Here is a 26,042-nt window from a genome sequence, read left to right as displayed (position 1 = left end):
GCCGCAGCCCTCAGTTAAAACCAATGGATTCAAGGTATTCACGGTTCTTGCGCGCGTCACCGACCGGATCGGGATCAAGCGTCGGATCACAATCCTGCTCGACGGTGCACCAGCCTTCAAAACCTGAATCCACCAGCAACTGCCGCACCGCAGGGAAATCCACGTCGCCATCACCGAGATTGCAGAAAATCCCCTGACCACAGGCATCATAGAACCCGGTCCGCTTGGCAATCACATCCGCCTTTACATCCGGCGCGATGTCCTTGAAATGCATGTAGGAAATACGATCCATATGGCGCTTCATGAAGGCCACCGGATCAAATCCGGCATAGGAATGATGTCCTGTATCGAAACAGATCTTCAGGATCTTCTCATCGACCTCGTCCAGCAGCTGTTCGAGCTCGGGCTCGAAATCCATGAACCCGGCCGCATGCGCGTGAATGCCAACGGTCAGCCCGTAGTCCTCGGCGCCCATCTTTGCGATCGTCGCAATCCGGTCGCGATAGGCTGTCCATTCGGCAAGGTCCATTTGTTCCGCCTCACTGGCGCGTCCGGCTGTCGGCGCCCTCCGGGGAGAGATGGAGTCAATCAGAACGAGGTGTTTTGCACCGTGGGCCTTGAGCGCCTTGCAGGTCCGAACCGCGCCATCTTGTACATCTTCCCAGGCGGCGGGATCATGGAATGCACGAAAGACCACGCCGCCGATCAGCTCAAGATCGTGTTCGGCCAATGCGTCCGCCAGAATGGCTGGATCTTCCGGCATGAAACCAACCGGCCCCAGCTCGATCCCCTTGTACCCCGCATCCGCACAGTCCTTCAAAACCGACTGCCAGGAGGGATTGCGCGGATCCTGCGCGAATTCGACACCCCACGAGCAGGGCGCGTTGCCAATTCTGATTGACATGGTTTTCCTCACTAATGCTCAAAAAGCTTTGATTTCTTGCCAGGTCTTGCTGCCTGATGATGTCATGGCCGCCGCGATCACGCGGTTGACGTCGTGGCCATTACGGAAAGTCGGCCAGACCGCCTCTCCAGTTTCGATTGCGCTTAGAAAATCGCGCGCTTCTATGATGATTTGATCCTGGTAGCCCGTTCCGTGTCCCGGTCCCTGACAGAACGGCCGGTAGTCCGGATGTGCAGGGCCCGTCAGGATCTTGCGGAAGCCTCGCGTCGCCTCTGGCTCGTCCATACGGTAGAACCAGAGCGCATTCTGGTCTTCCTGATCGAACCGGATGGCGCCTTTTGTGCCCGTAATTTCATAGGCGTAGCCCATCTTTCGGCCGGTCGCGACGCGGCTGAAATACATGTGCCCCATGGCACCGTTCTCGAAACGGCACATCATCTGCGCATGATCGTCGTTGGTCACTTCACCGCCGGGACGACTGGCGTGAACCGTCTCCACCTCCGCCATCACCCGGTCGACAGGGCCAAGCAGGGCCAGCGCCGCATTGATCATATGCGGGGCGAGATCGCCCATGGTGCCATTGGCGTCACCTGTCGTACGCCAGGTCGCCGGGGCTTCAGGGTCGGCATAAAAGTCTTCGGTGTGCTCGCCTCGAAACCAGGTGACATCGCCGATTTCGCCATCGGCGATCAGCTTGCGGGCGAATTGGCTCGCCGGGGTCCGGATATAATTGAAGCCGACCATGTTCACACAGCCAGAGGCTTCGGCGGCCGCGACCATCGCCGCGCTGTCCGCAAGAGATGCCCCCAACGGCTTTTCACAAAAGACCGGCTTTCCAAGAGCGAACGCGGCTTCAGCGACCTCGCGATGGGTCTCCTGGGGAGAGGCAATGATGATCGCCCCGACCTTCGGATCATTGACCAGAACCCGCCAGTCGTCTGTCGCCCGTTCAAAGCCGTAAGCGCCGCGATAGCGCTCGGCACTCGCCTGCGAAGAGGCACAAACCATCTCCAGCCGCGGGCGCAGAGCCGTATTGAAGACAGCCCCAACTGCGGACATGGCGACAGCATGAGCCTTGCCCATATAGCCACCGCCAAGAATGCCGATTCCGATCTGAGCCATTGATACGCGGTCCCAATTTTTGAAATACGGTTTGCAACCGGTTGCAAACCTTGTATCGTGTGAATCGAAATCTCGCAAGCTGCATTCAGCAAAACAGACGAGAGTCCCACAGGGTTGGATTTGATATGACGACGACAGCTGACACCATCCGCCTCACCACGGCACAAGCCATAATCCGCTGGCTTTCCAACCAGTTCATCGTGATCGACGGTCAGGAAATGCGTGTCTGCGGCGGCGGCTTCGGCATCTTCGGCCATGGCAATGTGACCTGCCTGGGTGAGGCTCTCTACGGGGTTCAGGACGTGCTGCCGCTTTACCGCGGCCAGAACGAGCAAGGCATGGGATTTGCTGCCGCAGGCTATGCCAAGCAATGGCTCCGTCAGCGCTTCATGTTTTGTACCGCGAGCGCGGGACCCGGCACGGCCAACCTTCTGACGGCTGCCGGTCTTGCCCATGCCAACCGCCTTCCCATGTTGATGTTGTGCGGCGACGCATTCCTCACGCGCCTGCCCGACCCTGTGCTGCAGCAGATGGAAAATTTCGGCGACCCGACCTTCGGCGTCAATGATGCCTTCAAGCCCGTGTCGCGCTACTGGGACCGCATCACCCACCCGGCGCAAGTAATCCAGTCGCTGCCCGCTGCTCTCGCCACACTTCTCGATCCGGCCGATTGCGGCCCGGCCTTCATTGGCCTGCCGCAGGACGTTCAAGGTTGGACATATGAGTATCCAGCTGTCTTCTTCGAAAAGAAGGTCCACCGCATTCGCCGGATCGGCCCGGACGCTGAAGAAATCGCAGATGCAATCGCGCTGCTGCAAAGCGCGGAACGGCCGATGATCATCGCAGGTGGCGGTGTGCAGTACTCCAGAGCTGTTGCCGAGCTCACCGATTTTGCAGAAAAGCACCAAATCCCCGTCGTCGAGACCATCGCAGGCCGCGCCAACATGCTGGCGAACCATCCCCTCAACATTGGCCCCATCGGTGTGACCGGATCTGACAGCGCCAATGCCATTGCGGAAAGCGCAGATGTAATCCTGGCAGTCGGCACAAGGCTGCAGGATTTCACCACCGGCTCCTGGACCGCGTTTGCCAAGGAGGCCCGTTTCATCTCCGTCAACGCGGCCCGTCATGACGCGGGCAAGCACAGGTCGCTGCCGGTTGTCGGCGACGCCAAACTGTCGCTCCGGGCCCTTGGCGCGGCATTGGAGTATTCGGCGCCCGAAGACTGGACCGCAAGGGCGCAGGAGGAGCGCAAGAACTGGGACGCCTATGTCGCTCAGAATGTTGCCCACGGCAATCGCCCCAATTCCTATGCCCAGGCCATCGGCGTCGTGAACGACCTGTGCGACAAGCGAGACCGGGTTGTCGCCGCTGCCGGCGGTCTGCCCGCCGAGGTAACCGCCAACTGGCGCACGCTCGACATCGGCACTGTTGATGTGGAGTTCGGCTTTTCCTGCATGGGCTACGAGATTTCGGGCGCCTGGGGCGCGCGCATTGCCCAACGCGAGCGCGAGCCGGATCAGGACACCATCGTCTTCATCGGCGATGGCTCCTACATGATGATGAATTCGGATCTTTATTCGTCGGTGCTCAGCCGGAAGAAGCTGATCGTCCTGGTGCTGGACAACGGCGGCTTTGCCGTCATCAACAAGCTGCAGAACAACACCGGCAACGAGAGCTTCAACAATCTTCTGGCCGACTGCCCGACTATCCCGGCGCCGTTTTCAGTTGATTTCGAGGCCAATGCGGTCTCCCAGGGCGCGATAGCCGAGACGGTTTCGAACCCTGCAGAACTCGCAGATGCCTTCAAACGCGCCAAGGCCAGTGACAGAAGCCATGTCATCGTGATGAAGGTGGATCCCTACGAGGGCTGGACCACGGAAGGTCACACCTGGTGGGAAGTTGGAACGCCCCATGTCACCGCGAGTGACAAGGTCCGCAAGGCCCACGTCGATTGGGAAGCCAGCCGCGACAAACAGCGAAAGGGCGTGTGATGGCTCTTTCCGGCATTGCCAAGCGCAACTTCCTGATCATCGGCCGGGTCGGCATGGACCTGAGCCCCGAACCGGCCGGCACCCGTACGCGGGAGGCAACCAGCATGATGGTTGCCATGGGCGGCAGCAGCGCCAACACCGCGGCCGGCCTGGTCAAGCTCGGCTGCAAGGCCGCTCTTGTCACCGTCGTCTCTGACGATTCCATCGGCTGGTATTGCGAGGGTCAGCTCGACCACTACGGCATTGACCTCAGCCATGTGAGACGCATCAAGGGCGAAGAACGCACCTCGCTTGCCGTTTACGAGACCCGGGTCGAGGAACATCAAAGCGTCATCTACCGCAACAACGCCGCCGATTTTCAGATGTCGATCGAAGACGTCGAAGCGATCGATTACACAGCCTATGGCGCCTTGATCACCGCCGGCACCGTCTTCGCGGCTGAGCCTTCCCGAAGCGCCACCTTCAGGGCCTTCGAACTGGCCAAGGCCGCCGGCATTCCGATCATTTTTGACGTCGATTACCGGCCTTACAGCTGGCCCTCACCGGAGATTGCCGAAGAGGTTCTCTCCCGCGCCGGTGATCTGTCCGATGTCATCGTCGGCAATGACGAAGAGTTCGGCTTCATGGCGGGCGACGTTTCAAAAGGCCTCTACAAGGCCCGCGCGCTGGCGTCCTCAACCGCCGACATCGTTGTCTACAAGATGGGGCCGGAAGGCGCCGTCACGCTTCAGGCGGAAGAGGAAATCCGCACCGGGATCTATCCGGCAAAGGCGGTCAAGCCCACGGGCGCAGGTGACAGTTTCATGGCCGGTTTCCTTGCATCCCTGGCCGATGGACACGCGCTCAAGGAGGCCGTCCTGCGAGGTTCGGCCTGCGCGTCGATCGTCGTCGCGCGCCCCGGCTGTGCGCCTGCCATGCCGACCCCGCAAGAGCTCGAGACATTTCTGGCGTCGCACCCCGGCCCAACGACTTTCTGAAAGGAATATCCCATGCACATCGCTCCGTTCGACAATCAGAACAAACCCATCGTGGAACCGGACAATGCTTTGGTTCCCCTGAACTACTTCAACATCGTCAAACTGAAAAAAGGCGAAGCCTTCACCTATCAGGTGCCCGGCTACGAGACCTGCATCGTGCCCGCCACCGGCACGGTCGACGTGGATGTCGAGGGCGTCAGCTATCCGGCACTCGGCAATCGCACCATTGATGTCTGGGACGGCGAGCCGGAAGGCGTCTATGCACCCGTCGGTGCGAAAGTGACCATCGTCTGCGTCAGCGACGAAACCGAGACGTTTGTCGCCGGGGCCAAATACGACAAGGTGCTCGATCCCTTTGATGTGCGCGCTGGCAGCATCGATCTGGTGCAATACGGCTCGGACGACACCAAGACCCACCGCAAGATCAAGCATATTCTGGGTCAGAAGCAGCACGACAAGGTCGGGCGCCTTCTGGTCAGCGAGCTCTACACCGTCGGTCAGGGCGGCTGGTCCGGGTTCCCGTCCCACAAGCATGACACCGACCGTCTGCCGGACGAAACCCGCCACGACGAAACCTATAACTTCCGCTTCCGTCCCAACTACGGCTCCGGCGTCCAGATGCTTCAGCGCGAGGACAACAAGCCTGGTGACGCCTACCACATCGTCGATGGCTCAACGATCTGCCTCGACAAGGGCTATCACCCCTGCGCCGTGCTGCCCGGCTATGAAATGTATTATTTCACCATCCTCGGCGGCCTCAGCCAGCGCTCGCTCGTGCAGTATTTCCAGCCAACCCATGCGGCCCAGCTGGAAACCATCCCTGGCATCAAGGACATGATAGCGAAGTTCAAATGACCATTGCCACCCTGTCAGAGGTTCTCCAGCCTGCCCTCAAGCAAGGCTATGCGGTCGCCGGCCTGGTCACCCTGGGCTGGGAGGACATGCGCGCCTATGTGGCCGCCGCAGAAGCGGAGAATGTGCCGGTCATCCTGCAGGCCGGGCCTTCGTGCCGGGAGCACACGCCACTGCCCGTGCTTGGCGCCATGTTCCGCCATCTGGCCGAAAACGCGTCAATTCCGGTCGTCGCTCATCTTGATCATGGCTACACGCCGGAGGAATGCCGAACAGCCATCGACAGCGGCTTCACCTCTGTCATGTTCGACGGATCACGCACACCGCTGCAGCAAAACATCGATGACACAGCCGCCATCGCGGAAATGGCCCATGCGGCCGGTGTTTCCTGTGAGGGTGAGATCGGCTTTGTCGGCTATTCCGGCGGTGAAGGCTCGGCCGGAACCGATCCGGATGAGGCTGCGAAGTTCGCACGTGAGACCTCCATCGACGCCATGGCGATTTCCGTCGGCAACGTGCATCTGCAGCAGGACAAGGAAGGCGGGCTGGACGAGCCCCGCATTCGCGCCATAGAGGCCGTAACCGAGGTCCCCCTGGTAATCCACGGCGGATCCGGCGTTCCAGTCGCGCAAAGACGCGCTTTGGCGCGCGGCTCCAGCATCTGCAAGTTCAACATCGGCACGGAGCTGCGCATGGCCTTTGGCGCAGCGCTGCGCGAGGCCGTGAACAAGGATCCGTCCCGCTTCGATCGGGTGACGATCCTGAAAGACACCCATGACCCGGTGGTCGCTGCGGCGCGCAAGGTGCTGCAGGCCTTCAAGGGAGAGAACTGACGTGTTGAAAATCGGATTGCTCGGCTGCGGCCGGATCGGACAGGTCCACGCGAGATCGATCGGACAGATCGAAGGCGCCGTCGTCACCGCCGTGTCAGACGCATTTACCGCCCCCGCCGAAGCGCTGGCGGCCAGGACAAAAGCCACGGTCATGACCAGCGAAGAGCTGATTGCCAGCGCCGACGTGGATGCGGTGGTGATCGGGACGCCAACGGACACCCACTACGACCTGATTCACCTGGCGGCAGCGGCGGACAAGGCCATCTTCTGCGAAAAACCGGTCGACATGTCCGCCGACCGCATTCGAGACTGTATTGCGGTTGTCGAAAAGGCGGACGTGCCCTTCATGACCGCGTTCAACCGCCGCTTTGATCCGAACTTTGCCAATGTGCAGGCCCGTATCGAACAGGGCGAAATCGGCGAGGTGGAAATCGTCACCATCCAGTCCCGCGACCCCTCGCCGCCGCCCGTCAGCTACATCAAGAGCTCGGGAGGTCTGTTTCGCGACATGATGATCCACGATCTCGACATGGCGCGCTTCCTGCTCGGCGAAGAGCCCGTCAGCGTCTATGCGGTTGGATCTGCCCTGGTGGATCCGGCAATCGGCGAGGCTGGCGACGTGGACACGGCGGCCGTGACGCTGACGACCGCAAGCGGCAAGATCTGTCAGATTTCCAATTCACGCCGCGCCACCTATGGCTATGACCAGAGGCTGGAGGTCCACGGATCGAAGGGCATGCTTCGGGCGGAGAACATGCTCGAAAATACCGTCGAAGTGGCAACGGACAACGGCTTCAGAAAAGCTCCCGCGCAGCACTTTTTCCTGGAGCGCTACGAAGCGGCCTACCGCGCCGAAATGGCCTATTTCGTTGATCAAATCCAGGCGGGAAAGGCCCATAAGCCCAGCATCACCGACGGCCTGCGCGCCCAGCTGCTGGCTGATGCGGCAACCCGGTCCCTGGAAGCAGGCACACCAATCCGGCTCTAGCAGCAAGAGCCGGTCTCCCCGGCGTCCGGGCCTCGATTGATACGAGGCCCGGATAGCTGGTGATCAACTCAGTCCCGGTAGATCAACTTAGTCCCGGTAGTCTGGCGCTTCCTTGTCGAGCACGGATTTCAGATGCGCAAAATGTGCATCCGCCATGCCCGCATAGGCGCGCCAGCCCTCGGCTGTATTGGCGGCAACCTCGTCAGACATGACCGCCAGAGGCTTGCCGCTGGCGTAGGCCAGGAGCACGGTTTGCGCCGCCTTTTCAAAGAAATACAGCTGCTCGAACGCCTGAGCCACTGTATCGCCGGTGCAGGTCAGTCCGTGGTTGGCCATCAGCAGGGTCGAACACTGCCCGAGCGCCGCTGCAATATGTTCCCCCTCGCCCGCGTCATCGGCAATACCGCCGCAGTCCGGGTCGATGGCAAGATCGCCAAAGAAGCGCGCCGTGTTCATGTCAATCGGCGGCAGTCCCAGGTCCTTCAGCGCCGCCAGTGCCGTCGCATGAGGAGGATGGCAATGCAGCACCACGCGGACATCCGGCCGCTTGCGGTGCAGCGTGCCGTGGATGGTCCAGGCAGAGGCATCGGGCGCATCCGCAGTCTCCATGATCGAGGTGTCGTCCGCATCCAGGAACAGGAGGTCGGACGCCCGGATCGATTCGAAATGCCGCCACTTCGGGTTCATCAGGAACTGGCGTCCGTCGGCGGACACCGCAGCGCTGAAATGATTGCCGACAGATTCGTGCCAGCCGAACCGCGCGGTCAGCCGAAAGGCCGCCGCAAGGTCGATCCGCAAGGCGTCGATGTCCACCACCTGGACCGCATCCATCATTTGAAGCGTCCTTCGGAGACCAGCCCGCGGTAGGTTCCGCGCAGCTCACCACGGTCGGTGTATGTGCCGCGAAGATAGCGCTCGCCGCTGGTCGCAGAATAGGCCTCGCGGCCATGGACGATGCGATGGTTGTCGAAGGTAATGCATTCCGTTGCCTGAAGGCTGAAGCGCATGACGTATTTCTCTTCCTGCAGCATTTTGCCGAAGCGTACAAAGGCAGGATAATAGGTGTCGAACGTGCGCTGGGGCAAATCGAAGATATCGGCCATGTGCTGACTGATGGTCACGCCGGAGACCTCTCCGTGCTGGTCCAGCTCGATCACCCTCTGGTAGGAGCGCATGTCATAGCCATCGTGCTCCTTGTAGAAGGGCACCTCGGTCTCGGCCAGGAGACGGAAAGCCTCCGGATCGATCTCGCGCAGATCATTGGCAACCGCCGTACCGTCGGCAAAAAGGTTGAGCCCGCCGGCCACCGAATTGGCGCGGCAATGCAGGAACTGGATGCCTGGCGCATATTCTTCTGCCGGCACGTCCGTGTGCAGTTCCAAAGCCTTGGAGGTGAAGGCCAGGTTCGTTGGCTTGATGTGTGTGCGCACATCGAAATAGGGGCCGAAGAAGGTCGGCCGGATCTGGCCGATCTGGAGCCCGGTCTGTGTCAGGGCCTCATTCGTGTCCGGCATGTCCGTGACAATGGCGACACCTTCAACCAGAAGCGCTTCCATCCAGCGCCGACGTTCCTCGTTGCTTTCCAGCAGCAGCGGATGGGACACACGGCAGACATCTGGATAGTGGTCAGAGTACCAGGGCTTGCGCGGCAGGTCTGCCGGATCTGGCCGCCTCTCGCCATAAGCATAGGTCGCGAGCATGTCGAGCGGATAGCGCGACTGATGGGCTTCACCTTCCCAATCGACGACAAGGGACTGCTCTTCCACCTTCACCGCGCTCGGCTTTGGTGCATTCTGGGAATGAAAGATATCGAAGGTCCGCTCGCGCGTTTCCCGGTCGAAAGAACTCGGGCAATTGTCGCGCAGCCAGTAGTAGTTAAAATAGGCCGGGCTGCCGTCAGCCAACTGCAGGCTGAGCCCAGTGTCCTCGAGCATGACGCTGTCGATCTGCAAGCTATCCATCTGACTCTCCAAGGGGTCTGAAGTTTCTGGATGAGACTTTATGCTAACGACAGGCCTTCGCGGAAGAACGGTTGCACTCAACAAAATATAAGCTATTGGTTATTCTATGAAAGGCTCGCTTCCCCCTTTGCGATTGCTCTCCGCATTCGCCGCGATTGCCCGCAGCGGTTCGATCCAGGTCGCCGCGGCGGAACTGAATGTGACCCAGCCGGCGATCAGCCAGGCGGTGAAGCAGCTTGAGGAACACATCGGGGTGCGCCTTCTCGACCGCAGCAGACGTCCGGCAAGGCCGACCGCCGCCGGACAGACACTGGCAAGTGCGATTTCCGAAGGTCTCGGTCGCATCGAGGATGCCGTCGATTATGTTCGCCGCGCCGAACTCCAGGGCGCCCATGCGGTCACGGTCGCCTGTTCGGTTGGTGTCGCGACCTATTGGCTGATGTCGCGCCTTGCCGCCTTCTATCAGGCCAACCCGGATCTGACGGTCAACGTCATCACCACCCAGCAGGGCGCGCCGGAGCTCTCGGAAGGCATCGACCTGGCCGTGCGCTATGGTCATGGCCGCTGGAGCGACGGAATTGTCACCAAGCTCTTTGAGGAGGAAGTGGAACCCCAATGCGCCCCTGCCCTGCGCGCACGCTTTGACGGTCCAGTGCCGCTGGATGACGTCTCGCTCCTGCATGTCCGGACCCCCGAAGTTTCCTGGATGGGTTGGGGCGATTATCTCCGCCGGGCGGCAAGCAAGGCCGGTGGTCCACCACCACATACGGCCGCCAGCGGCCGTGGCCAGACATTCACCAACTACGTTCAGGCGACCCAGGCAGCCCTCGAAGGCCATGGCGTGATGTTGGGCTGGCATTCGATCACAGGCGCGCTGGTCAATTCAGGCCAGCTTGTCTCTGCAGGACATCCGAAGGTTCGCCCTTCGGACGCCTTTTTTCTCGTCTCCCGCGCCAAGCGCGGCGCCCGCCCCGCCGAGGTCTTTGCAGACTGGCTCATCGCATCTCACGGACAACAGGGTTGATCGAACAAGGGCTTGGCCTGACCCTATCGCCGACTAGCCTTTCAGTTTTATCCAGGTCGTTTTGAGCGCGCTGAACTTGTCAAAGGCATGGAGAGACAGGTCCCGGCCAATTCCCGATTGCTTGAAGCCACCAAATGGTGTCATGGGCGAGAGCGCATCCACCGTGTTCACCGACACCGTTCCGGCGCGCAGCTTCGACGAGACACGGTGCGCGCGGGACAGGTTTGACGTCCAGACCGACGCCGCCAGGCCGTAGATCGTGTCATTGGCGATGGTGATCGCTTCGTCTTCGCTTTCAAAGGTCGTCACCGCCAGCACAGGACCGAAGATCTCTTCGACCGCAAGCCTGTTGTCCGGGGCCACGTCGCTGAAGATCGTCGGCTCTACAAAGCAGCCCTTTCCCGATACGGTCTGACGGTTGCCGCCATGCAGAAGTGTGCAGGTGGCGCGCCCGTGGTCGATGTAGGACATGATCCTTGCCGTCTGACCCTCGTCGACAATCGCCCCCATGGCCGATGCCGGATCCAGGGGATTGCCAGGACTGAACCCCTTTGCCTTTTCGACAAGGCGCTCAAGGAATTCATCAGCGATCGACTTTTCCAAAAGCAGACGCGAATTGGCCGTGCAGACTTCCCCTTGATTGAAGAAAATTCCAAAGGCGGCCATTTCGGCAGCTTTGTCCAGATCATCGCAGTCTGCAAAAACAAGGTTCGGGCTTTTGCCTCCGCATTCAAGCCAAACCTGCTTCATGTTGGATTGGCCGGAATACTCCAGGAAGTACTTGCCGACTTCGGTCGATCCGGTGAAGGCAATGCAATCGATGTCCGGATGCAGGCCGATGGCCTTCCCCGCGGTTTCGCCATAACCAGTCACAACGTTCAAGACGCCATCGGGCAGGCCTGCCTCGCGCGCCAGTTCTGCAAGACGCAGGGCGGACAGCGGCGACTGTTCTGCCGGTTTCAAAATGACGCTGTTGCCCATGGCAAGGGCCGGCGCGCATTTCCAGGTGGCCATATCGAGAGGAAAATTCCATGGCACAACCGCGGCAACGACGCCCAGAGCCTCGCGGCGAACCATTGCCAGATCACTGGAGCCAGTAGGAGCGATCTCATCGTAGATCTTGTCGATGGCTTCGCCATACCATTGGAATATCGCTGCAGCGACCGGCACGTCAATTGTCGCCGCATCGCGAACCAGCTTGCCCATGTCCAAGCTGTCCAGGAGCGCAAGTTCTGCCTGATTTTCCAGTATCAGCGCGGAGAGACGCAGCAAGACAGACTTGCGTTCGGCGGGAGACTTGCCCGACCAGCGCCGGTCTTCGAAAGACCGGCGGGCTGCTTGCACGGCTTTGTCAACATCGGCAGCATCGCAGGCGGGCAAACGCGTCAGAACCTCACCGGTTGCAGGATTGATCGTGTCGAAGGTCTTTCCGGACACGGCATCGACGTTCTGGCCATCGATCACTGCATGTCTGGGGAATTCAATGGCCTTCGCCCGCTCGACCCATTCCTGATGCGTGAGTTCCATCTCTGTTTGCCTTTCCTGTTTTATAGGTCGCCCGGAACGCCGTAGCTTGGCGCAGCCGTCGGGTCTTTCGCTCTGGTGACGTAGTCTTCCAGCTGCGGCTTGTAGAGCGTCCAGAGTTTGTGAAGTTCCACAATTGGATCCTCCTCAGTCCAGTCGATGCGCAGATCCGCAATCGGCCAGCTCACGTCCCGGACCAGATAAAGACCTGCGGAATGCACTGGTCCGGCTTCACCTCCGCTGGCTTGTCCGGCGCGCATGGCAGCAAGCAGACGGTCGCCCAGGTCGCCGGAGGCTGCCTCAAATGCAGCGACCATCGCACCAGGAACTTTGTCGTTGGCCAGGAGGTTTCCAGCCGCAGCGCAGTCTTTCCCCTTGGAGGTCGCGTTAACACCCAGGGTCTCAGACCCGGAGAAAGTCGCGGACCCTCCGGACATGTCCAGCAGGACAAGCTGCCTCCACTCGGCCGTTGGATAGTCCTGCAGCAAGCGGCTCAAAGCGTCTTCGGCACCGAGCCCCTGCTGCAGCAGTTCAAGACCCGTGGGCCCGAGGGAAGGATCCGTGATGTTCTGGGTCGCCACCACGCCGGCACTGGAGCGGGCGAAGGCACAGCGGGCCGCGACCGCGGGCGAGGATGAGGAAATGGCAATGCCCATGGTGCCGGTAGCCGAACAGCGAGCTGAAATGGAGAAGGTCATGTCACGTTCTTTCTGCTCAAAACCAGCTTATTCATCGTCAGGAATGACGGCGATTGCATCCACTTCGACGAGCCACTCGGGACGGGCCAGCGCCGAGACCACGATCCCCGTCGAAACGGGAAAGACACCCTTGAGCCATTTGCCGACCACCCTGTAGACATCTTCGCGGTAGCGAGGGTCGACCAGGTAGATCGTGATCTTGGTAATGTGCTCCAATTTGCCGCCCGCTTCTTCGACCAGCATCTTGATGTTCGTCATTGCCTGTTCAGTCTGGCCAGCGACATCTCCGACCGCGACATTTTCCGAGGTGTCGAGATCCTGGCCGATCTGGCCGCGGACAAAAATCATTGTCCCTTTTGCCGCCACCACCTGGCACAGATCGTTATCGATGTTCTGCTCCGGGTAGGTGTCCTTGGTGTTGAACTTGCGGATACGTGTATGTGCCATTGGGTCCTCCTTTGGCGGGACTTCGGCAGGTGTCAGCGCGCGTTGGAATAGGCCAGATAATTTTTCTGTTTGGTCATGTGGTCAGCGAGATATTTGGCGTCGTACCAAACCCCCCAGATGAACGAGGATCCGCGACGGGTCTGCCAGGGCAGCCCCAGGAAATAGACGCCGGGTTCGTTTGAAATGCCGCGCTTCTGCAGCGGCGCGCCCGAAGCGTCGAAAGTATCGACCTTCAACCACCCGTAATCGCGTTTGAACCCTGTTGCCCAAATCACTGACGTGATGCCGGCGTCCTGCAGGTCCAGCTCAAGCATGGGATTTGAAATGCAATCGGTGTCCTTGCCGAGAATGCGCGCCTCGGGTTCCTCGGGCAGATCGAGCCCGTTGCGTTCGGCAAAGGCATCGGCTTCATCAAGGACGGCAAGGTAATTGGCATCGCCGGCGCAAAGGTTGCGTGTCAGGTCCGGGGCAATTTTCAACTTGCCGCCTTCATATCCTTCCGTTCGGCCCAGAAGCAGCATGCCCCGTTCGGCAAGCTTGCGGAAATCAATCGTGTGACCGCCATTGGCTCCGCTGACGGCGATCGTGACGTGGTCTGCCTCGGGCGTTGCTTCCGCGTCCCACTTGTTGAGAACCCCGAGCCACCAGACGAAGTCGCGTCCGCGATAGCTGCGCGGCGGCCGGTCATGCGGGCCGACCGACAAAAACACCTTGCGGCCAGACATCAGGAGCTCTTCCGCGATCTGCGTGCCGGAAGAACCTGCCCCAACCACAAGAGCTGCTCCCTGCGGCAACTGCTCCGGGTTCTTGTAGCTTGCGGAATGGATCTGATGGACGTCCACCGCCGCCGGGATGAGATCAGGGAAAACAGGTGTCTGGAAGGCGCCGGTCGCAGCGATCACATTGCCCGCTTCATAGGTGCCATCCGTGGTTTCGACCAGAAAGCCGGGCTTGCCCTGCAACCGGGTGGCAGATGTTACTTCAACGCCGCTCTTGACCGGGGCCTTGATCTTTTCGACATAGTCCACGAAATAATCGGCGACCTGTTCTTTCGGTACAAAGGCGCCCGGGTCGCCCTTGAAGGTCAGACCGGGGAAGCGGTCATGCCATGCGGGCCCATTCGCCACCAGGGAATCCCAACGCTCCGAGCGCCAACGCTCAGCAATCCTGCCCTTTTCCAAAACGACGTGAGACAAGCCATTCGCGCTTAGATGTTCGCTCATGGCGACCCCTGCCTGACCGGCACCAACCACTAATGCGTCCACTTTCTCGATAGTCATTTCGGTATTTCCCCATGGGCAGGCTTATGGTGTTCAGGGCTGGGCAGTTGTGCAGTCCGCCAACTCATGCCGGATGAAGCAATTGGGCGAGAACTGTGCGGCAGATTTCGATCTGGGACCTGGCCACGAACTCGTCGGGTTTGTGCCCCTGATCCATGTTCCCAGGCCCGCAAACGGCGACCGGGACACCGAACGTCTCCCGGAAAAGGCCGCCTTCCGTTCCAAAGCCCACTTTTTTGCACCCGGTTCCTGCAGCAAGCGCTTTCAACTTGCCCAGTTCCGGAGCCTCCGGAGGTGTTGCAAGTCCGGGATAGGCGTTGATGACGTCGATCTTGATTGCGGCCTGCGGAAAGTGCTGCTGAAGGTTTTTCTCTTGCTTTAGAGCGGCCCCGGTCAGGCGGCCCAGTAGCTCATCCGGGTTGTCGCCAGCGACCGTTCTGATTTCGAAATCCAGGACACAGCTATCAGGAACGATATTGAGCGCCGTACCACCCTGGATCAGCCCGGCATGAACGGTCGAATGCGGAATGTCGTATCCCTCATCGCGATGCCCGCTTTCCGCCAGCTCATGCTGCAGGTTTCGAAGTTCCAGCAGGAAGTCGGAGGCCATGTGAATGGCGTTGAGCCCCTGGGGTGCCATCGCAGAATGGGTGGCGACGCCGCTAAAGGTCGCGCGTGCAGCAGTCTTGCCCTTGTGCCCCGTCGCCACCGCCATCGACGTTGGCTCTCCGACGAGCACCCAACTCGGTTTCAAGCCAGCGTCCTTCAGTTCACACAACATCGGCCGCACGCCGACGCAGCCGATTTCCTCGTCATATGAGAGCGCGAGGTGAATGGGGTCGGTGCGGTGCGCCTTGGCATTGATGAAGGCTTCCAGGGCGCAGGCCACAAACCCTTTCATGTCGGCGGTGCCGCGCCCGAAAAGCAGTCCGTCATGCTCGCGAAGTGTGAAGGGGTCCGAACTCCAGGCCTGTCCATCAACCGGTACGACATCTGTATGGGCCGACAGAACGATCCCGCCGGGACCGTCTGCACCGATCGAGGCAAACAGACTGGCGCGGTCTCCGCTTTCATTCGGAAACAGTTTCGCGTCGATGCCATGCTCTTTCAGCAAGGCAAACACCCAGTCGATCAGCGCGCGATTGCCGTCGCGGCTGACAGACGGGAACGAAATCAATCGCTCAAGGATGTCGAAGGCATTCGCCATTCGGTTTCTTTGCTCCGAAGCTGCAAACGTCTGAAGAGAACGCGGCTATTCTAGCCCGAAGAGGGCTACAGGCTGGCTGCGACTTCCTCGATGCTTTCCTGAAGAATGTCGCCAATCTTTCCGATTTGCGCTTCGCTCATGATGAGTGTCGGCGACAGGATCAGAATATTGCCAAGTGGACGGGCAATCAGACCACGCTTTTGCGTCGCCCGCGCAAGCTTGAGACCAATGGCATCTTCAGGAGTAAATGCGAGTTTGCTGGATTTGTCCTTTACGAACTCAAGCCCCATCATGAAGTGGCTGCCGCGCACTTCACCGACGATCTCGTTGTCACCCAGTCCCTTAAGCGTCTTTTCGAAAAGCTTGCCTGTCGTGCGGACATGCTCGGGGATCTTTTCCTGTTCCAGGAGGGCGATGTTTGCAAGGCCTGCAGCCGCCGCGGCCGGGTGGCCCGAATAGGTCATGCCGTGTAGGAACATGCCGCCAGGACGCGAGATCACTTCGTGAATGTCATCGGAAACGATGGTGGCGGACAAAGGCTGGTACCCAGACGTCAGGCCCTTCGCCGTGGTGATGATATCGGGCGTGTGGCCGAACACATCCTGAGAGGCAAAGAAGTGTCCGAGTCGGCCAAAGGCCGTTACGACCTCATCGGCGATATACTTGATGTCGTAGTCGGCGCAAACCGCAGCCATCCGGGCATGATAGCCATCCGGCGCAGTCACGACGCCGCCAGCGCCCTGGATTGGTTCCGCGATGAAGGCAGCGATATTCTCGGCGCCCAAGCGCTCGACCGTCTGCTTGAGGTCGTCAATGAGCGTATCGCAGAATTCTGCTTCACTCATGCCATCGCCCTCGCGCCAATAGTGCGGGCTCTTGAGGTGATGAACCAAGCTGTCGGCGGTATCCCAGCCCTCGGAGTATCCCGGCGTTGTCATTGCCATGGCGAGGTGGGTGGAGCCGTGATACGCGCCAATCCGGCTGAGTATCTTCTTCTTTTTCGGCCGCCCCAGCCGGTTGTTGTAGTGGTGCAGGATCCGCACAGCACTGTCATTGGCCACGGATCCTGAATTGCTGAAATAGACAGAGTTGAGGTGTCCTGGAGCGAGCGCTGCTATCTTTTCTGCAAGAGCGGCGGCAGCTGGATGCGTGAAATTGTAGAACGTTGAATAAAAGTCGAGTTGCGTCAGCTGATCAGTGATCGCGTCGATGATCTCTTTGCGCCCATGACCCACGTTCACACACCACAGACCCCCGATACCATCGATAAGCTCGTTGCCTTCGCTGTCGCGGACCATGGCCCCTTCAGCGCCGACGATCACTGTGCGGGCGTCATTCTGTTTCAAAAGATCGAGGTCCGCAAACGATTGGATCAAGTGGGTATCGGCGGTGAGGACCTCATCCGTCGTGAGATTGGTTTTAATATTCATCAGGTTGTTACCTCCCGAAAATCGTTCCGTTGCGTGGACAGAATGTCCGGCGCGATTGCATCAGCCACGGCCAGATCGGCCACAAGAAGTGTCTCGCCCAGTCCGGCTGCCGCCAGCGGCTGTGCATCAGGGCCCGCAATGATCGATTTCCCCGCAAAGCTCAGGTTGTTTTCTGCGCCGCAGTAGTTCGCGTACGCGATTGTCATGCCGGTTTCAGCTGCCCGGGACGGGACAAAAATCGCCGAAACATGCTCAAAATTCGAAGGGTTGGCCGTCGGCACCAAAACCAGGGAAACACCTTGATCAGCCAAGGCCCGGCAGTGCTGCGGAAACTCAATGTCATAGCAAATCAGCAGAGCCGTTTTTCGGCCTGCAAATTGGAAGACGGTGTAGCTGTTCCCAGCCTCGAAGCTGGCGCGCTCCATCGCTCCAAAGAGCTGGATTTTGCGATAGTGCCCGAGCAACTTCCCGGCCTCATCAACCGCGGTGGCACTGTTGTAGACTTCGTCACCGTCCCGCTCGGCCCAGCCAAGGGTCAGTCCGCATCCGGTTTTCCGGGCAAGCTCGAAAAGCCGTTGCGTCCATTCCCCCTTGAATGGCTGGGCCAGGCTCTTGTGAAGATCCGGGCGGTTGTAGCCTGGAAGAAAAAGTTCCGGGAACACGGCCATTTTGGCTCCTGCCATGGCCGCCGCACAAAGCTGGGTCTCGAGACGGGCGAAACCCGCCTCGATATCCCCGCCAATCGGTGGACCTTGGTAAATCGCCAGTTTCATGACCGTGCTGCCCCTTGAACTTACTTTTTAAGGTTGGTCCAGATCGCGTCGTAGAGAACCTGAACCTCTTCCGGACAGGCCTGAACGAACTCACCCTTCTGGTCCGCCGGCGGATTGGATTCCGGCGAATTCGCAACTTCCGGCAGCAGGAATTCTCCAACACCTTTCACACCGGCGGTGTACTGGGCGTAGTTGGTCACCGCCGCCGCGTTTTCCGGCTCCAGGAGGAAGTTCATGAACTTCAATGCGTTGTCCCGGTTCGGGGCATCCTTGAGCAGAACGACGTTGTCCATCCAGACGATCATGCCTTCCTTGGGGAAGACATATTCGATGTTGGCCCCTTCACCGCGCGCCTTTGCCGAAAAGCCCGACCAGATCATGCCCGCCGCAGCATCTCCCGACACCAGGACATCCTTGGCGACGTCAGAGCCGAAGGAAGCCCAGTCCGCCTTGGCGCTTTGAACCAGGGCGTTCAGCTCTTTCAGTTGCTCGCGGTCGCTGGAGCACTGGGGAATGCCAAGATAAAGGGAGGCAAGGGTCAGGGTTTCGCCAGCTGTGTCGAGCACATTGATCTTGCCCTTGAGTTCTGCCGGCGGATCAAAGATCAGCGACAGACTGTCCAGCTCGCCGCCATAGACATCCTTGTTGACCGAGAAGGAGGTCGATCCCCACTGATAGGGAATAGAGCTCTTTCTGCCCTGGTCAAAGGAGACGTCCAGCCACTTGTCTTCAATATTGCCGAAGTTGGAGAGCTCGGAAGGCTCAAAGGTGTCGAGCATGCCTTCGCCATTCATGATCTCGACCATGTAATCGCCGGGCACGGCAACATCGTAGCTGCCGAGCTTGCCAGCCTTGAGAGAGGCAAGCAGGGCTTCGTTGCTGTCGAAGGTGTCCATGGTCACTTCGACGTCGTATTCTTCCGAAAACTTGTCGAGCAGCTCCTGTGGGATGTATTCGAACCAGTGGTAAATCGACAATTTGCCTTCGGCCTGTGCGCCGACGGTGAGGCTGATTAGAGCCAATGCAGTTGTTGCAAATAATTTCTTCATCTCATGCTCCACTCTGTTTGATGGTTTTTGTTATTTTTTGTTTTGCCCTGTCCGGCCGATCAGCCAGGACAGGGAAACGAAGACGATCGAAACCCCAAGCATGAGGGTTGAAATCGCCATGATGTTTGGTTTGATCCCCTGTTTCACCGACCCGAAAATGGCGGTCGGGAGCGTTTCCACCCCGGCGCCCTTGACGAAATTGGTGATGAGGAAGTCGTCCAGGGAAATGATGAACGCCAGCAGAAACCCGGAAAGGATGCCCGGCGTCATCAGCGGCAGAAGCACCATCGTAAAGGCCTGGCGCGGGGTGGCGTAAAGGTCCATCGCCGCCTGTTCATAGGTATCCGGGATGCTTTGCATGCGCGCCGAGATCGGCAGGTAGGCAAATGGAATGCAGAACACGATATGAGCCACCAGAATGGTCAGCAGGCCGGTGGTGAACCCAATCGCGGAGAAAAAGACCAGGCTGGCGACAGCGGTGACCACTTCGGGCACCATCAACGGCAGATTGATCAGCGCAAAGCTCAGTGTCTTGCCCTTGAAGCGGCCAGCGCGCGTCATCGCAACCGCCGCGGCAGTTGCTATGCTTGTCGCAGCCACGGCTGCGCACACCGCAATAATCAGGGAGTTGATCGCAGCCCGTTGAAATTTGGGCGCGTCCGGGCCGGTGAAGACATCAACATACCAGGTCAGCGAGAAGCCGCCCCAGTTGGTGATCGAGGTCGACGCGTTAAAGGAATAGACCGCAACGACGATCAAGGGCGCATAAAGAACCACAAGGCAGGTCAGGGTAATCGCGAGAAAGCCTGGAAAGCGGCGAAGATCGGTCACGGATGCCATTATCGGATCTCCGTCTTGTTCTGATTGCGCGCATAAACAAGCAGTATGCAGAGAACGATGGTCAGCAAGATCATCGAGGCCGCTGCGCCGAAGGGCCAGTTGCCGGCATTGCCCTTGAACTGTTCTTCAATCAAGGAACCGATCATGAAGGTCTTCGCGCCGCCCAACAGGTCGGGAGCCAGAAAGGCACCAAGGGAAGGCACGAACACAAGGATGCAGCCGGCAATAATGCCGGGCTTCACCACAGGCAGGATAATGAGGCGCAGCGTTGTCCAGGCGCCGGAATAAAGATCGGCCGCTGCTTCCGAAAGAGCAAAGTCATAGCGCTCGACCGCTGCATAGATCGGCAGGACCATGAAGGGCAGATAGGAGTAGAAGAGACCGAGTTGGACGGCAAAATTCGTATTGATCAAGCCGAGCGGTTCGCCAATCACGCCAACCTGCAGCAGGAACTCGTTGAGCGGCCCCGTGTCACGGATCAGAAACTTCATGGAGACCGTCCGGATCAGAAGATTGACCCAATAGGGAATGGTCACCAGAAACAACCAGATGGACCGCGATTGCGGGTCGCGGGTCGCAATGAACCAGGCGGTCGGAAACCCGATCAGCAGACAGACGAAGGTTGCCAGCCCGGCTTGCCAGATCGAGCGCCAGAAAATACCGATATAGGTCCATTCAATCGACGGCGGTTCGTCGCCGAACAATCCACGGTCGAAGAAGAATTGATCATAGGCCGCCAGGGAAAATTCCCAGATCACACCGCCGCGGAATTCCTTCGTCAGAAAGGAATAGACCGCCATCATGATGACCGGCGCCAGCAGGAAAAACCCGATAAAAATCCAGGACGGAGCCATCAGGCGTGGCGCATTCCCCTCATAGATGTGGGAACTCGTCCCGGCGCCCATTGGCGCGCCCGCCGCCATCAGTCGGCCAATAGGCGCGCAGCGCCTTCCTCAAGCTGAAGACCGATTGTTTGTCCCACTTCCGGCACGGACGTGGTTTCAGAATTTTGAAGCCGGACCGACATGACTTCGCCATCACTCAGGCGCACCTGAAGCTGAATGTCGGTCCCAAGGTAGGTGTGTCCGGTCACGACCGCATCAAGATGGGCGTCCCCGGGGGCCGTTATCCGAATACGCTCCGGGCGCGCAGAGAGATGACCTCTACCCGGATCCAGAACCGTGGCGGCCGGACAGGTGAAGGGAGTACCTCCCGGAAGAACCACTGAAGCAGTTCCGCCATCAATCGATGCAATCTCAACATCGAGCAAATTGGTTTCACCGACAAAGTCAGCGACAAACCGATTGACCGGAGCCTCATAAATCTCTTTTGGCGAACCGATCTGCTGAACACGTCCGTTGGACATCACCGCAATGCGATCCGACATGGTCAGCGCTTCTTCCTGGTCATGCGTCACAAAGATGAAGGCGATACCCGTTTCCCGCTGCAATGCCTTCAATTCCGAGCGCACGGACTGGCGCAGCTTCAGGTCGAGGGCCGAGAGCGGTTCGTCAAGCAAAAGAACCTCCGGACGGGGCGCAAGCGCCCGCGCCAGAGCCACACGCTGCTGCTGACCACCGGACAGCTGGGTCGGCTTTCGTTTCGCGAACTCGGCCAGCTGAACGAGGTCCAGAACATCCTGACCACGGCGCACGGCTTCAACCTTGCTCCAGCCCTTCCGCAACAGACCAAACATGACGTTTTCAAGCACCGTCATGTGCGGAAAAAGGGCATATTGCTGGAAGACCGTGTTGACTGGCCTCTGGTGAGGCGGCAAGCCGGTGAGATCCTCACCCTTCAGCAGGATATGGCCTTCGCTGACGCTTTCGAAACCTGCGATCGCGCGCAAGAGCGTGGTTTTGCCACAACCGGACGGACCAAGCAGGGTGAAGAACTCGCTCTCGCGAATGTCGAGCGATACGCCGTGCAAGGCCGTAAAGTTGCCATAGTGCTTGACCACCTGGTCGACGGAGACGGCGATATCCTGACTAGCCATACGCACCTCTTGGTGATACCCCTTAAACTTCTATTTGAATGGTAGTTTCATAGTTTGAGGGGGTATATACCCCCAAAGAGGTATGCGGTGCATCTTCCCAATTCCGCTGAAAAACTGCTCGGCGAAACGATTTCTGCGCTCGGCGGCAATCAGTTTCAAAGTTCACTTTTTCAATGGCTTAACCGCTGCTTTCAAATCGACAACACGACCATGCTCGCATACTTCCAGGATCGGCAACCGGAAGTCCTGTTTGCGCAGACCGTCGTGAAGCGGGTTCATGAGAAACTCGACACCGACTATGTATCGGGCGTCTATCTGCTTGACCCGTTCCATGCTCTGCATGTGGACCAGGCGCCACCGGGTCTCTATCGGCTCAAGGATATTGCCCCGGATCAGTTTCAGCGGAACGAGTATTTTGCGTCCTACTATCAGCGGACGACATTGATCGATGAGATCGCCTATGTCGCTTACCCGTCAGACGGCGTGTCCGTGCACATCTGTCTTGGCAGGGATTCTTCGTCCGGGCGCAAGTACTCGAGCCGCGATCTGCTTCTTGCCGGCCGACTGTCGCCGATTGTCTGCTCTCTGGTGCAACAGCAATGGTCCGAGCTGCAGAGCGGCGGCGTCTATTCTGAAGCGGATCTGACAAGCAGCTTGATCCGGTCTGGCGAAGAGGAGCTAGGCGTCAAACTCAGCCCCCGGCAGGCGGAGGTGGCCCTGCTGATCATGCGCGGGCATTCATCAGCTTCGATTGGGTTGAAACTGGGCATCAGCTTCCAGACGGTGAAAGTCATCCGCAAACAGCTCTATCGCAAGTGCAACATCTCCTCACAGGCGGAGCTGTTTTCCTGCTTCATGCCCTTGCTCGCGGGCGTAGGTTCTTAAAAATAGCGCCGCCAAAGGCAGCTGAATATAACTCTATATTATATGCATATGCTAATTTTAATAAGCTGATTTATTGATAGTGCTCGATTAATTTGCATGATGTTTTTCAGGTCAATTTCTCCCGAGCTGACCCACAGCGCCCTCCCGCGCCTTTGAGATTTTATTCTAACAAGCCTTGCCCCTTCCCAGCTACGCGGGGACGCGGTTTTGCATGGAGGTTTCGATGAAAATCAGCAGTTTTAGTACGGCACTCGCCTTGGCAGCATCGCTGTCGCTCTCCCCGGCCCTGGCAGAAGACGTCTACAACGTCGCGCTTGATGGCACCTTTGCACCCCACGCGATGCCAAAGCTCGATGGCGGCGTCGAGGGTTTCAATGTCGATCTCGCCGAGGCTCTCGGTACAGAACTCGGCGCAACGCTCAACGTCACTGCCGCACAATGGTCGGGCCTTTTGCCCGGAATGCAGGCCGGCACCTATGACTTCCTGGTCGCGCCTACAACCGTAACTGAAGAGCGCACAAAGAGCATTCTGTTCAGCGAAGGTTACCTGAACACGGACTTTCAGTTCCTCGTCAAAGCCGATGCGGAAGAAGTCGACTCGCTTGAAGGCTTCAAAGGCAAGGTAATTGCCGTCAACAAGGGCTCAGCCTACGACAAGTGGGCCCGCGAACTGACCGACACTGTTGGCTGGGAAGTCGAATCCTACGGCACCAACTCTGATGCTGTTCAGGCGGTCATGTCAGGCCGAGCCTTTGCAAATGTTGCAGGCAACACGGTCAGCGCATGGGCCGCCAAAAAGAACCCGGCCCTCAAGCTCTCCTACCTTCACTCCACTGGCAAGGTCTTCGCGCTTCCGTTCCCAAAGGACAAGCCGGAGCTGCGCGCCAAGATTGAAGGCGCCCTGGAGTGCCTGAAACAAAAGGGCACGCTTGCGGCACTGTCCGAGAAATGGTTCGGCGTCACCCCGGCGGAAGGGTCTGCTGCGGCAACCATCTATCCGGGCTACGGAATTCCGGGTCTTGAAGGGTATATCGCTGAAACCCATGAGCTTTCCTGCTCATAGATCAGCATTTCAATCACGATGGCAGGCCTTTAACGGGCCTGTCATTCTCATCGGCGGCCTCAACCGCAACGACGTGCGAAAGTGTTCCCTGTGCAGCCTCTTCCTATTCTGAACGTCGAAGACCTTCATCTCCACTATGGCGACATGAAAGCGCTCGACGGCGTCACTCTCGAAGCTAAAACCGGCGAACTCACCTTTCTGATCGGCCCATCGGGCTCCGGCAAGAGCAGCCTTCTGCGCTGCTGCAACCGCCTGGAAGACCCAAGCTCCGGTCGCATTCTGGTTGACGGCGAAGACATCACCCAGCGCAACATCAACCTGAACCGGATCCGCCGGGGCATTGGCATGGTGTTTCAATCCTTCAACCTCTACCCCCATATGACCGCCAAAGGGAACGTCACCCTGGCTTTGCGCAAGGTTCTGGGCAAAAGCCGAAAAGAAGCTGAGGAGATCGGCCTGGCACAGCTTGAACGCGTCGGCCTAGTTGACCGGGCAGATCACTATCCGAACCAGCTTTCAGGCGGACAGCAACAGCGTGTTGCCATCGCGCGCGCACTGGCGCTGGAACCAAAGATCATGCTGTTTGATGAGCCGACCAGCGCGCTTGACCCAGAGCTCGTCGGCGAGGTCCTCAAGGTCATGCGGCAGTTGAAAGAAGATGGTATGACCATGGTCGTGGTGAGCCACGAGATGCGTTTTGCCAAATCGGCCGCAGATCATGTCGTCTTCATGGCTGAGGGAAAGATCGTGGAAGCTGGTCCCCCGGCACAAATCTTCGACGCCCCCCGCGCCGAGCGCACACGCGCCTTCCTTCAAGAAGCACACCATTAGGAAGCTGCTCAGATGACGCGCTCCGAACGCTTTATCGATACGTTCTTCAAATACGATGTGATGCAGCAATACTGGCCGGACATTCTGAAAGGCCTGTTCGTCACCTGTCAGATCGCAGTGCTTGTGGTGGTCTGCGGCCTTGCCCTCGGTCTTTGCCTCGCAATCTTGCGCAGCTACCGGTTTCGGCTGGTGAATCTCTGCATCATCGTCTTCATCGATCTGTTGCGCGCCTTGCCCCCGCTGGTTCTGATCCTGATCCTGTATTTCGGCCTGCCGAACGTCGGCGTCAGCCTGTCCGGCTATGTGGTCCTCTGGCTTGTGCTCACGCTTGTGCTCGCCGCCTTCGCCGAGGAGATCTTCTGGGCAGGTATTCTGTCGGTTCCGCAGGGCCAGTGGCAGGCAGCCCGCTCGACCGGGATGAGCTATTTCAAGACGCTGATCTATGTCGTGCTGCCCCAGGCCATCCGCATGACCATTGCGCCCCTCACCAACCGGACAATCGCGATCACAAAGAACACCGCGCTCGGCATGGTCATCGGGGTGGGTGAACTTCTCAATCAGGCGACAACGGCGCAGTCGTTCGCAGGCAATGCCACGCCGCTGATGATGGCAACGATCGCCTACCTCATCCTCTTCATCCCGGTGGTCTATGCCGGCCGGCGCATTGAACAGGCATATGCCTGGAGGAAACGCTGATGGAACAGTTCCTCTTCCAGTTTTTCAATCTCGACATCATGGTCCAGGCTTGGCCGATCATGCTGCGCGGTTTCGGAATGACGCTCCTGCTCTGCGCGGTCGTGATCCCGATGGGCCTGGCAGGCGGTCTCCTGGTCGCGATTGCCAGCACGGCTCCGCAACGATGGATTCGCTGGCCGACAGCCGTGCTGGTTGACCTGTTCCGAGCAGTGCCGCCCTTGGCACTCCTGATCTTTATCTCCGCCGGACTTCCCTTTGCAGGCATACGCCTCAGCCCGTTTACAGCGGTTTGCCTGTCGTTCTTGCTGAACAACTCCGCCTACTACGGCGAGATTTACCGTGCCGGCATCGATTCCATCGGAACAGGGCAGACAGAGGCGGCACGCTCAACCGGGCTCAACAGCCTTCAGGCGATGGCCTACGTTGTCCTGCCCCAGGCGGTGCGTAATGTACTGCCAGATCTAGTCAGCAACACCATCGAGGTCGTCAAACTGACGTCTCTGGCCAGCGTCGTTGCCTTTGCCGAGCTGCTGTACTCGGCCGACATGGCCCGCTCAATCACATACAACGCCTCGCCGATCGTCATGGCGGCAGGCTTCTATCTCGTGCTCCTCTGGCCTGCAGTCCGTCTGGCAAGCCGCCTGGAACGCAAGCTCTCGACATGATCA

The 26,042-nt window shown here is 59.1% G+C and carries 26 protein-coding genes; 11 read left to right on the top strand and 15 right to left on the bottom strand.

Annotated elements, in window-relative coordinates:
• Positions 1 to 10 precede the first annotated feature (10 nt).
• The gene (locus tag IG617_RS04665) at positions 11 to 904 is read right to left on the bottom strand and encodes a sugar phosphate isomerase/epimerase family protein (protein WP_192107809.1); all 894 of its coding nucleotides are present in this window, start codon (positions 902 to 904) and stop codon (positions 11 to 13) included.
• An 18-nt stretch (positions 905 to 922) separates the two neighbouring features.
• The gene (locus IG617_RS04660) at positions 923 to 2,026 is read right to left on the bottom strand and encodes a Gfo/Idh/MocA family protein (RefSeq protein ID WP_192107807.1); all 1,104 of its coding nucleotides are present in this window, start codon (positions 2,024 to 2,026) and stop codon (positions 923 to 925) included.
• Positions 2,027 to 2,151: 125 nt separating this feature from the next.
• Here IG617_RS04660 and iolD point away from each other — a divergent pair, with 125 nt between their 5' ends.
• The 5 genes from iolD to iolG are packed head-to-tail and all read left to right on the top strand — an operon-like array spanning position 2,152 to position 7,670.
• Positions 2,152 to 4,020: a 3D-(3,5/4)-trihydroxycyclohexane-1,2-dione acylhydrolase (decyclizing) gene (iolD, locus tag IG617_RS04655; protein WP_192107805.1), complete on the top strand. Its 1,869-nt coding sequence runs from the start codon at positions 2,152 to 2,154 to the stop codon at positions 4,018 to 4,020.
• Positions 4,020 to 4,997: a 5-dehydro-2-deoxygluconokinase gene (gene iolC, locus IG617_RS04650; RefSeq protein WP_192107803.1), complete on the top strand. Its 978-nt coding sequence runs from the start codon at positions 4,020 to 4,022 to the stop codon at positions 4,995 to 4,997. Before iolD ends, iolC begins: the two co-directional genes overlap by 1 nt.
• A 12-nt stretch (positions 4,998 to 5,009) precedes the next feature.
• Positions 5,010 to 5,852, top strand: a complete 843-nt coding sequence (locus tag IG617_RS04645) for a 5-deoxy-glucuronate isomerase (RefSeq protein WP_192107801.1) — start codon at positions 5,010 to 5,012, stop codon at positions 5,850 to 5,852.
• Complete coding sequence (locus tag IG617_RS04640; protein WP_192107799.1) at positions 5,849 to 6,682, top strand: class II fructose-bisphosphate aldolase; 834 nt, start codon at positions 5,849 to 5,851, stop codon at positions 6,680 to 6,682. Before IG617_RS04645 ends, IG617_RS04640 begins: the two co-directional genes overlap by 4 nt.
• A 1-nt stretch (position 6,683) precedes the next feature.
• On the top strand, positions 6,684 to 7,670 hold the full coding sequence (gene iolG / locus IG617_RS04635) for an inositol 2-dehydrogenase (RefSeq protein WP_192107797.1): 987 nt from the start codon (positions 6,684 to 6,686) through the stop codon (positions 7,668 to 7,670).
• Positions 7,671 to 7,757: 87 nt separating this feature from the next.
• Here iolG and IG617_RS04630 read toward each other — a convergent pair whose 3' ends face one another.
• Both IG617_RS04630 and IG617_RS04625 read right to left on the bottom strand, forming a co-directional pair.
• The gene (locus IG617_RS04630) at positions 7,758 to 8,504 is read right to left on the bottom strand and encodes a class II aldolase/adducin family protein (RefSeq protein WP_209008271.1); all 747 of its coding nucleotides are present in this window, start codon (positions 8,502 to 8,504) and stop codon (positions 7,758 to 7,760) included.
• A complete protein-coding gene (locus IG617_RS04625; protein ID WP_192107795.1) occupies positions 8,501 to 9,631 on the bottom strand; it encodes a TauD/TfdA family dioxygenase in 1,131 nt (376 codons plus the stop codon). Before IG617_RS04625 ends, IG617_RS04630 begins: the two co-directional genes overlap by 4 nt.
• Before the next feature lie 106 nt (positions 9,632 to 9,737).
• On the opposite strand from IG617_RS04625, the gene IG617_RS04620 reads away from it, so the two are divergent.
• The gene (locus tag IG617_RS04620; protein WP_192107793.1) at positions 9,738 to 10,655 is read left to right on the top strand and encodes a LysR family transcriptional regulator; all 918 of its coding nucleotides are present in this window, start codon (positions 9,738 to 9,740) and stop codon (positions 10,653 to 10,655) included.
• Positions 10,656 to 10,688: 33 nt separating this feature from the next.
• Here the strand turns inward: IG617_RS04620 and IG617_RS04615 are convergent, their stop codons facing one another.
• The 11 genes from IG617_RS04615 to IG617_RS04565 all read right to left on the bottom strand — a co-directional run bounded on the left by IG617_RS04615 (position 10,689) and on the right by IG617_RS04565 (position 21,899).
• On the bottom strand, positions 10,689 to 12,182 hold the full coding sequence (locus IG617_RS04615; protein ID WP_192107791.1) for an aldehyde dehydrogenase: 1,494 nt from the start codon (positions 12,180 to 12,182) through the stop codon (positions 10,689 to 10,691).
• A gap of 20 nt (positions 12,183 to 12,202) precedes the next feature.
• Positions 12,203 to 12,877, bottom strand: a complete 675-nt coding sequence (locus tag IG617_RS04610) for a DUF1028 domain-containing protein (protein ID WP_192107789.1) — start codon at positions 12,875 to 12,877, stop codon at positions 12,203 to 12,205.
• Between the two features lie 27 nt (positions 12,878 to 12,904).
• Positions 12,905 to 13,324 carry a RidA family protein gene (locus tag IG617_RS04605; protein WP_192107787.1) on the bottom strand — a complete coding sequence of 140 codons (420 nt, stop codon included), beginning with the start codon at positions 13,322 to 13,324 and terminating at the stop codon, positions 12,905 to 12,907.
• A 32-nt stretch (positions 13,325 to 13,356) separates the two neighbouring features.
• Positions 13,357 to 14,604, bottom strand: a complete 1,248-nt coding sequence (locus IG617_RS04600) for a flavin-containing monooxygenase (RefSeq protein WP_192107785.1) — start codon at positions 14,602 to 14,604, stop codon at positions 13,357 to 13,359.
• A gap of 64 nt (positions 14,605 to 14,668) precedes the next feature.
• Positions 14,669 to 15,811: an acetylornithine deacetylase gene (gene argE, locus IG617_RS04595; protein WP_192107783.1), complete on the bottom strand. Its 1,143-nt coding sequence runs from the start codon at positions 15,809 to 15,811 to the stop codon at positions 14,669 to 14,671.
• Positions 15,812 to 15,876: 65 nt separating this feature from the next.
• Positions 15,877 to 17,241: an aminotransferase class III-fold pyridoxal phosphate-dependent enzyme gene (locus IG617_RS04590; protein ID WP_192107781.1), complete on the bottom strand. Its 1,365-nt coding sequence runs from the start codon at positions 17,239 to 17,241 to the stop codon at positions 15,877 to 15,879.
• Positions 17,241 to 18,014 carry a carbon-nitrogen hydrolase family protein gene (locus tag IG617_RS04585; RefSeq protein ID WP_192107779.1) on the bottom strand — a complete coding sequence of 258 codons (774 nt, stop codon included), beginning with the start codon at positions 18,012 to 18,014 and terminating at the stop codon, positions 17,241 to 17,243. Before IG617_RS04585 ends, IG617_RS04590 begins: the two co-directional genes overlap by 1 nt.
• A gap of 20 nt (positions 18,015 to 18,034) precedes the next feature.
• Positions 18,035 to 19,063, bottom strand: coding sequence for an extracellular solute-binding protein (locus IG617_RS04580; protein WP_192107777.1), 1,029 nt, complete (start codon positions 19,061 to 19,063; stop codon positions 18,035 to 18,037).
• A 30-nt stretch (positions 19,064 to 19,093) separates the two neighbouring features.
• Complete coding sequence (locus IG617_RS04575; RefSeq protein ID WP_192107775.1) at positions 19,094 to 19,903, bottom strand: ABC transporter permease; 810 nt, start codon at positions 19,901 to 19,903, stop codon at positions 19,094 to 19,096.
• Positions 19,903 to 20,808 (bottom strand): ABC transporter permease, encoded by a 906-nt coding sequence (locus IG617_RS04570; RefSeq protein ID WP_209008270.1) that lies wholly within the window; start codon positions 20,806 to 20,808, stop codon positions 19,903 to 19,905. The genes IG617_RS04575 and IG617_RS04570 overlap by 1 nt, the downstream gene beginning before the upstream one ends.
• A 17-nt stretch (positions 20,809 to 20,825) precedes the next feature.
• Entirely contained in the window at positions 20,826 to 21,899 is a 1,074-nt protein-coding gene (locus tag IG617_RS04565) for an ABC transporter ATP-binding protein (RefSeq protein ID WP_192107771.1), read from the bottom strand.
• Between the two features lie 87 nt (positions 21,900 to 21,986).
• Between IG617_RS04565 and IG617_RS04560 the strand changes: the two genes are divergently transcribed.
• The 5 genes from IG617_RS04560 to IG617_RS04540 all read left to right on the top strand — a co-directional run bounded on the left by IG617_RS04560 (position 21,987) and on the right by IG617_RS04540 (position 26,039).
• Positions 21,987 to 22,784 carry a helix-turn-helix transcriptional regulator gene (locus tag IG617_RS04560; RefSeq protein WP_192107769.1) on the top strand — a complete coding sequence of 266 codons (798 nt, stop codon included), beginning with the start codon at positions 21,987 to 21,989 and terminating at the stop codon, positions 22,782 to 22,784.
• Positions 22,785 to 23,007: 223 nt separating this feature from the next.
• A complete protein-coding gene (locus tag IG617_RS04555) occupies positions 23,008 to 23,847 on the top strand; it encodes a transporter substrate-binding domain-containing protein (protein ID WP_192107767.1) in 840 nt (279 codons plus the stop codon).
• Positions 23,848 to 23,937: 90 nt separating this feature from the next.
• Positions 23,938 to 24,678: an amino acid ABC transporter ATP-binding protein gene (locus tag IG617_RS04550; protein ID WP_289034095.1), complete on the top strand. Its 741-nt coding sequence runs from the start codon at positions 23,938 to 23,940 to the stop codon at positions 24,676 to 24,678.
• Between the two features lie 12 nt (positions 24,679 to 24,690).
• Positions 24,691 to 25,374, top strand: coding sequence for an amino acid ABC transporter permease (locus IG617_RS04545; protein ID WP_192107765.1), 684 nt, complete (start codon positions 24,691 to 24,693; stop codon positions 25,372 to 25,374).
• Positions 25,374 to 26,039, top strand: a complete 666-nt coding sequence (locus IG617_RS04540) for an amino acid ABC transporter permease (RefSeq protein WP_192107763.1) — start codon at positions 25,374 to 25,376, stop codon at positions 26,037 to 26,039. The genes IG617_RS04545 and IG617_RS04540 overlap by 1 nt, the downstream gene beginning before the upstream one ends.
• Positions 26,040 to 26,042 lie beyond the last annotated feature (3 nt).

Source organism: Roseibium polysiphoniae (assembly GCF_014842925.1).
Classification (GTDB): domain Bacteria; phylum Pseudomonadota; class Alphaproteobacteria; order Rhizobiales; family Stappiaceae; genus Roseibium; species Roseibium polysiphoniae.
The sequence above is the reverse complement of the archived record's forward strand: the minus strand, read 5'-3'. Positions and strand labels throughout refer to the sequence as shown.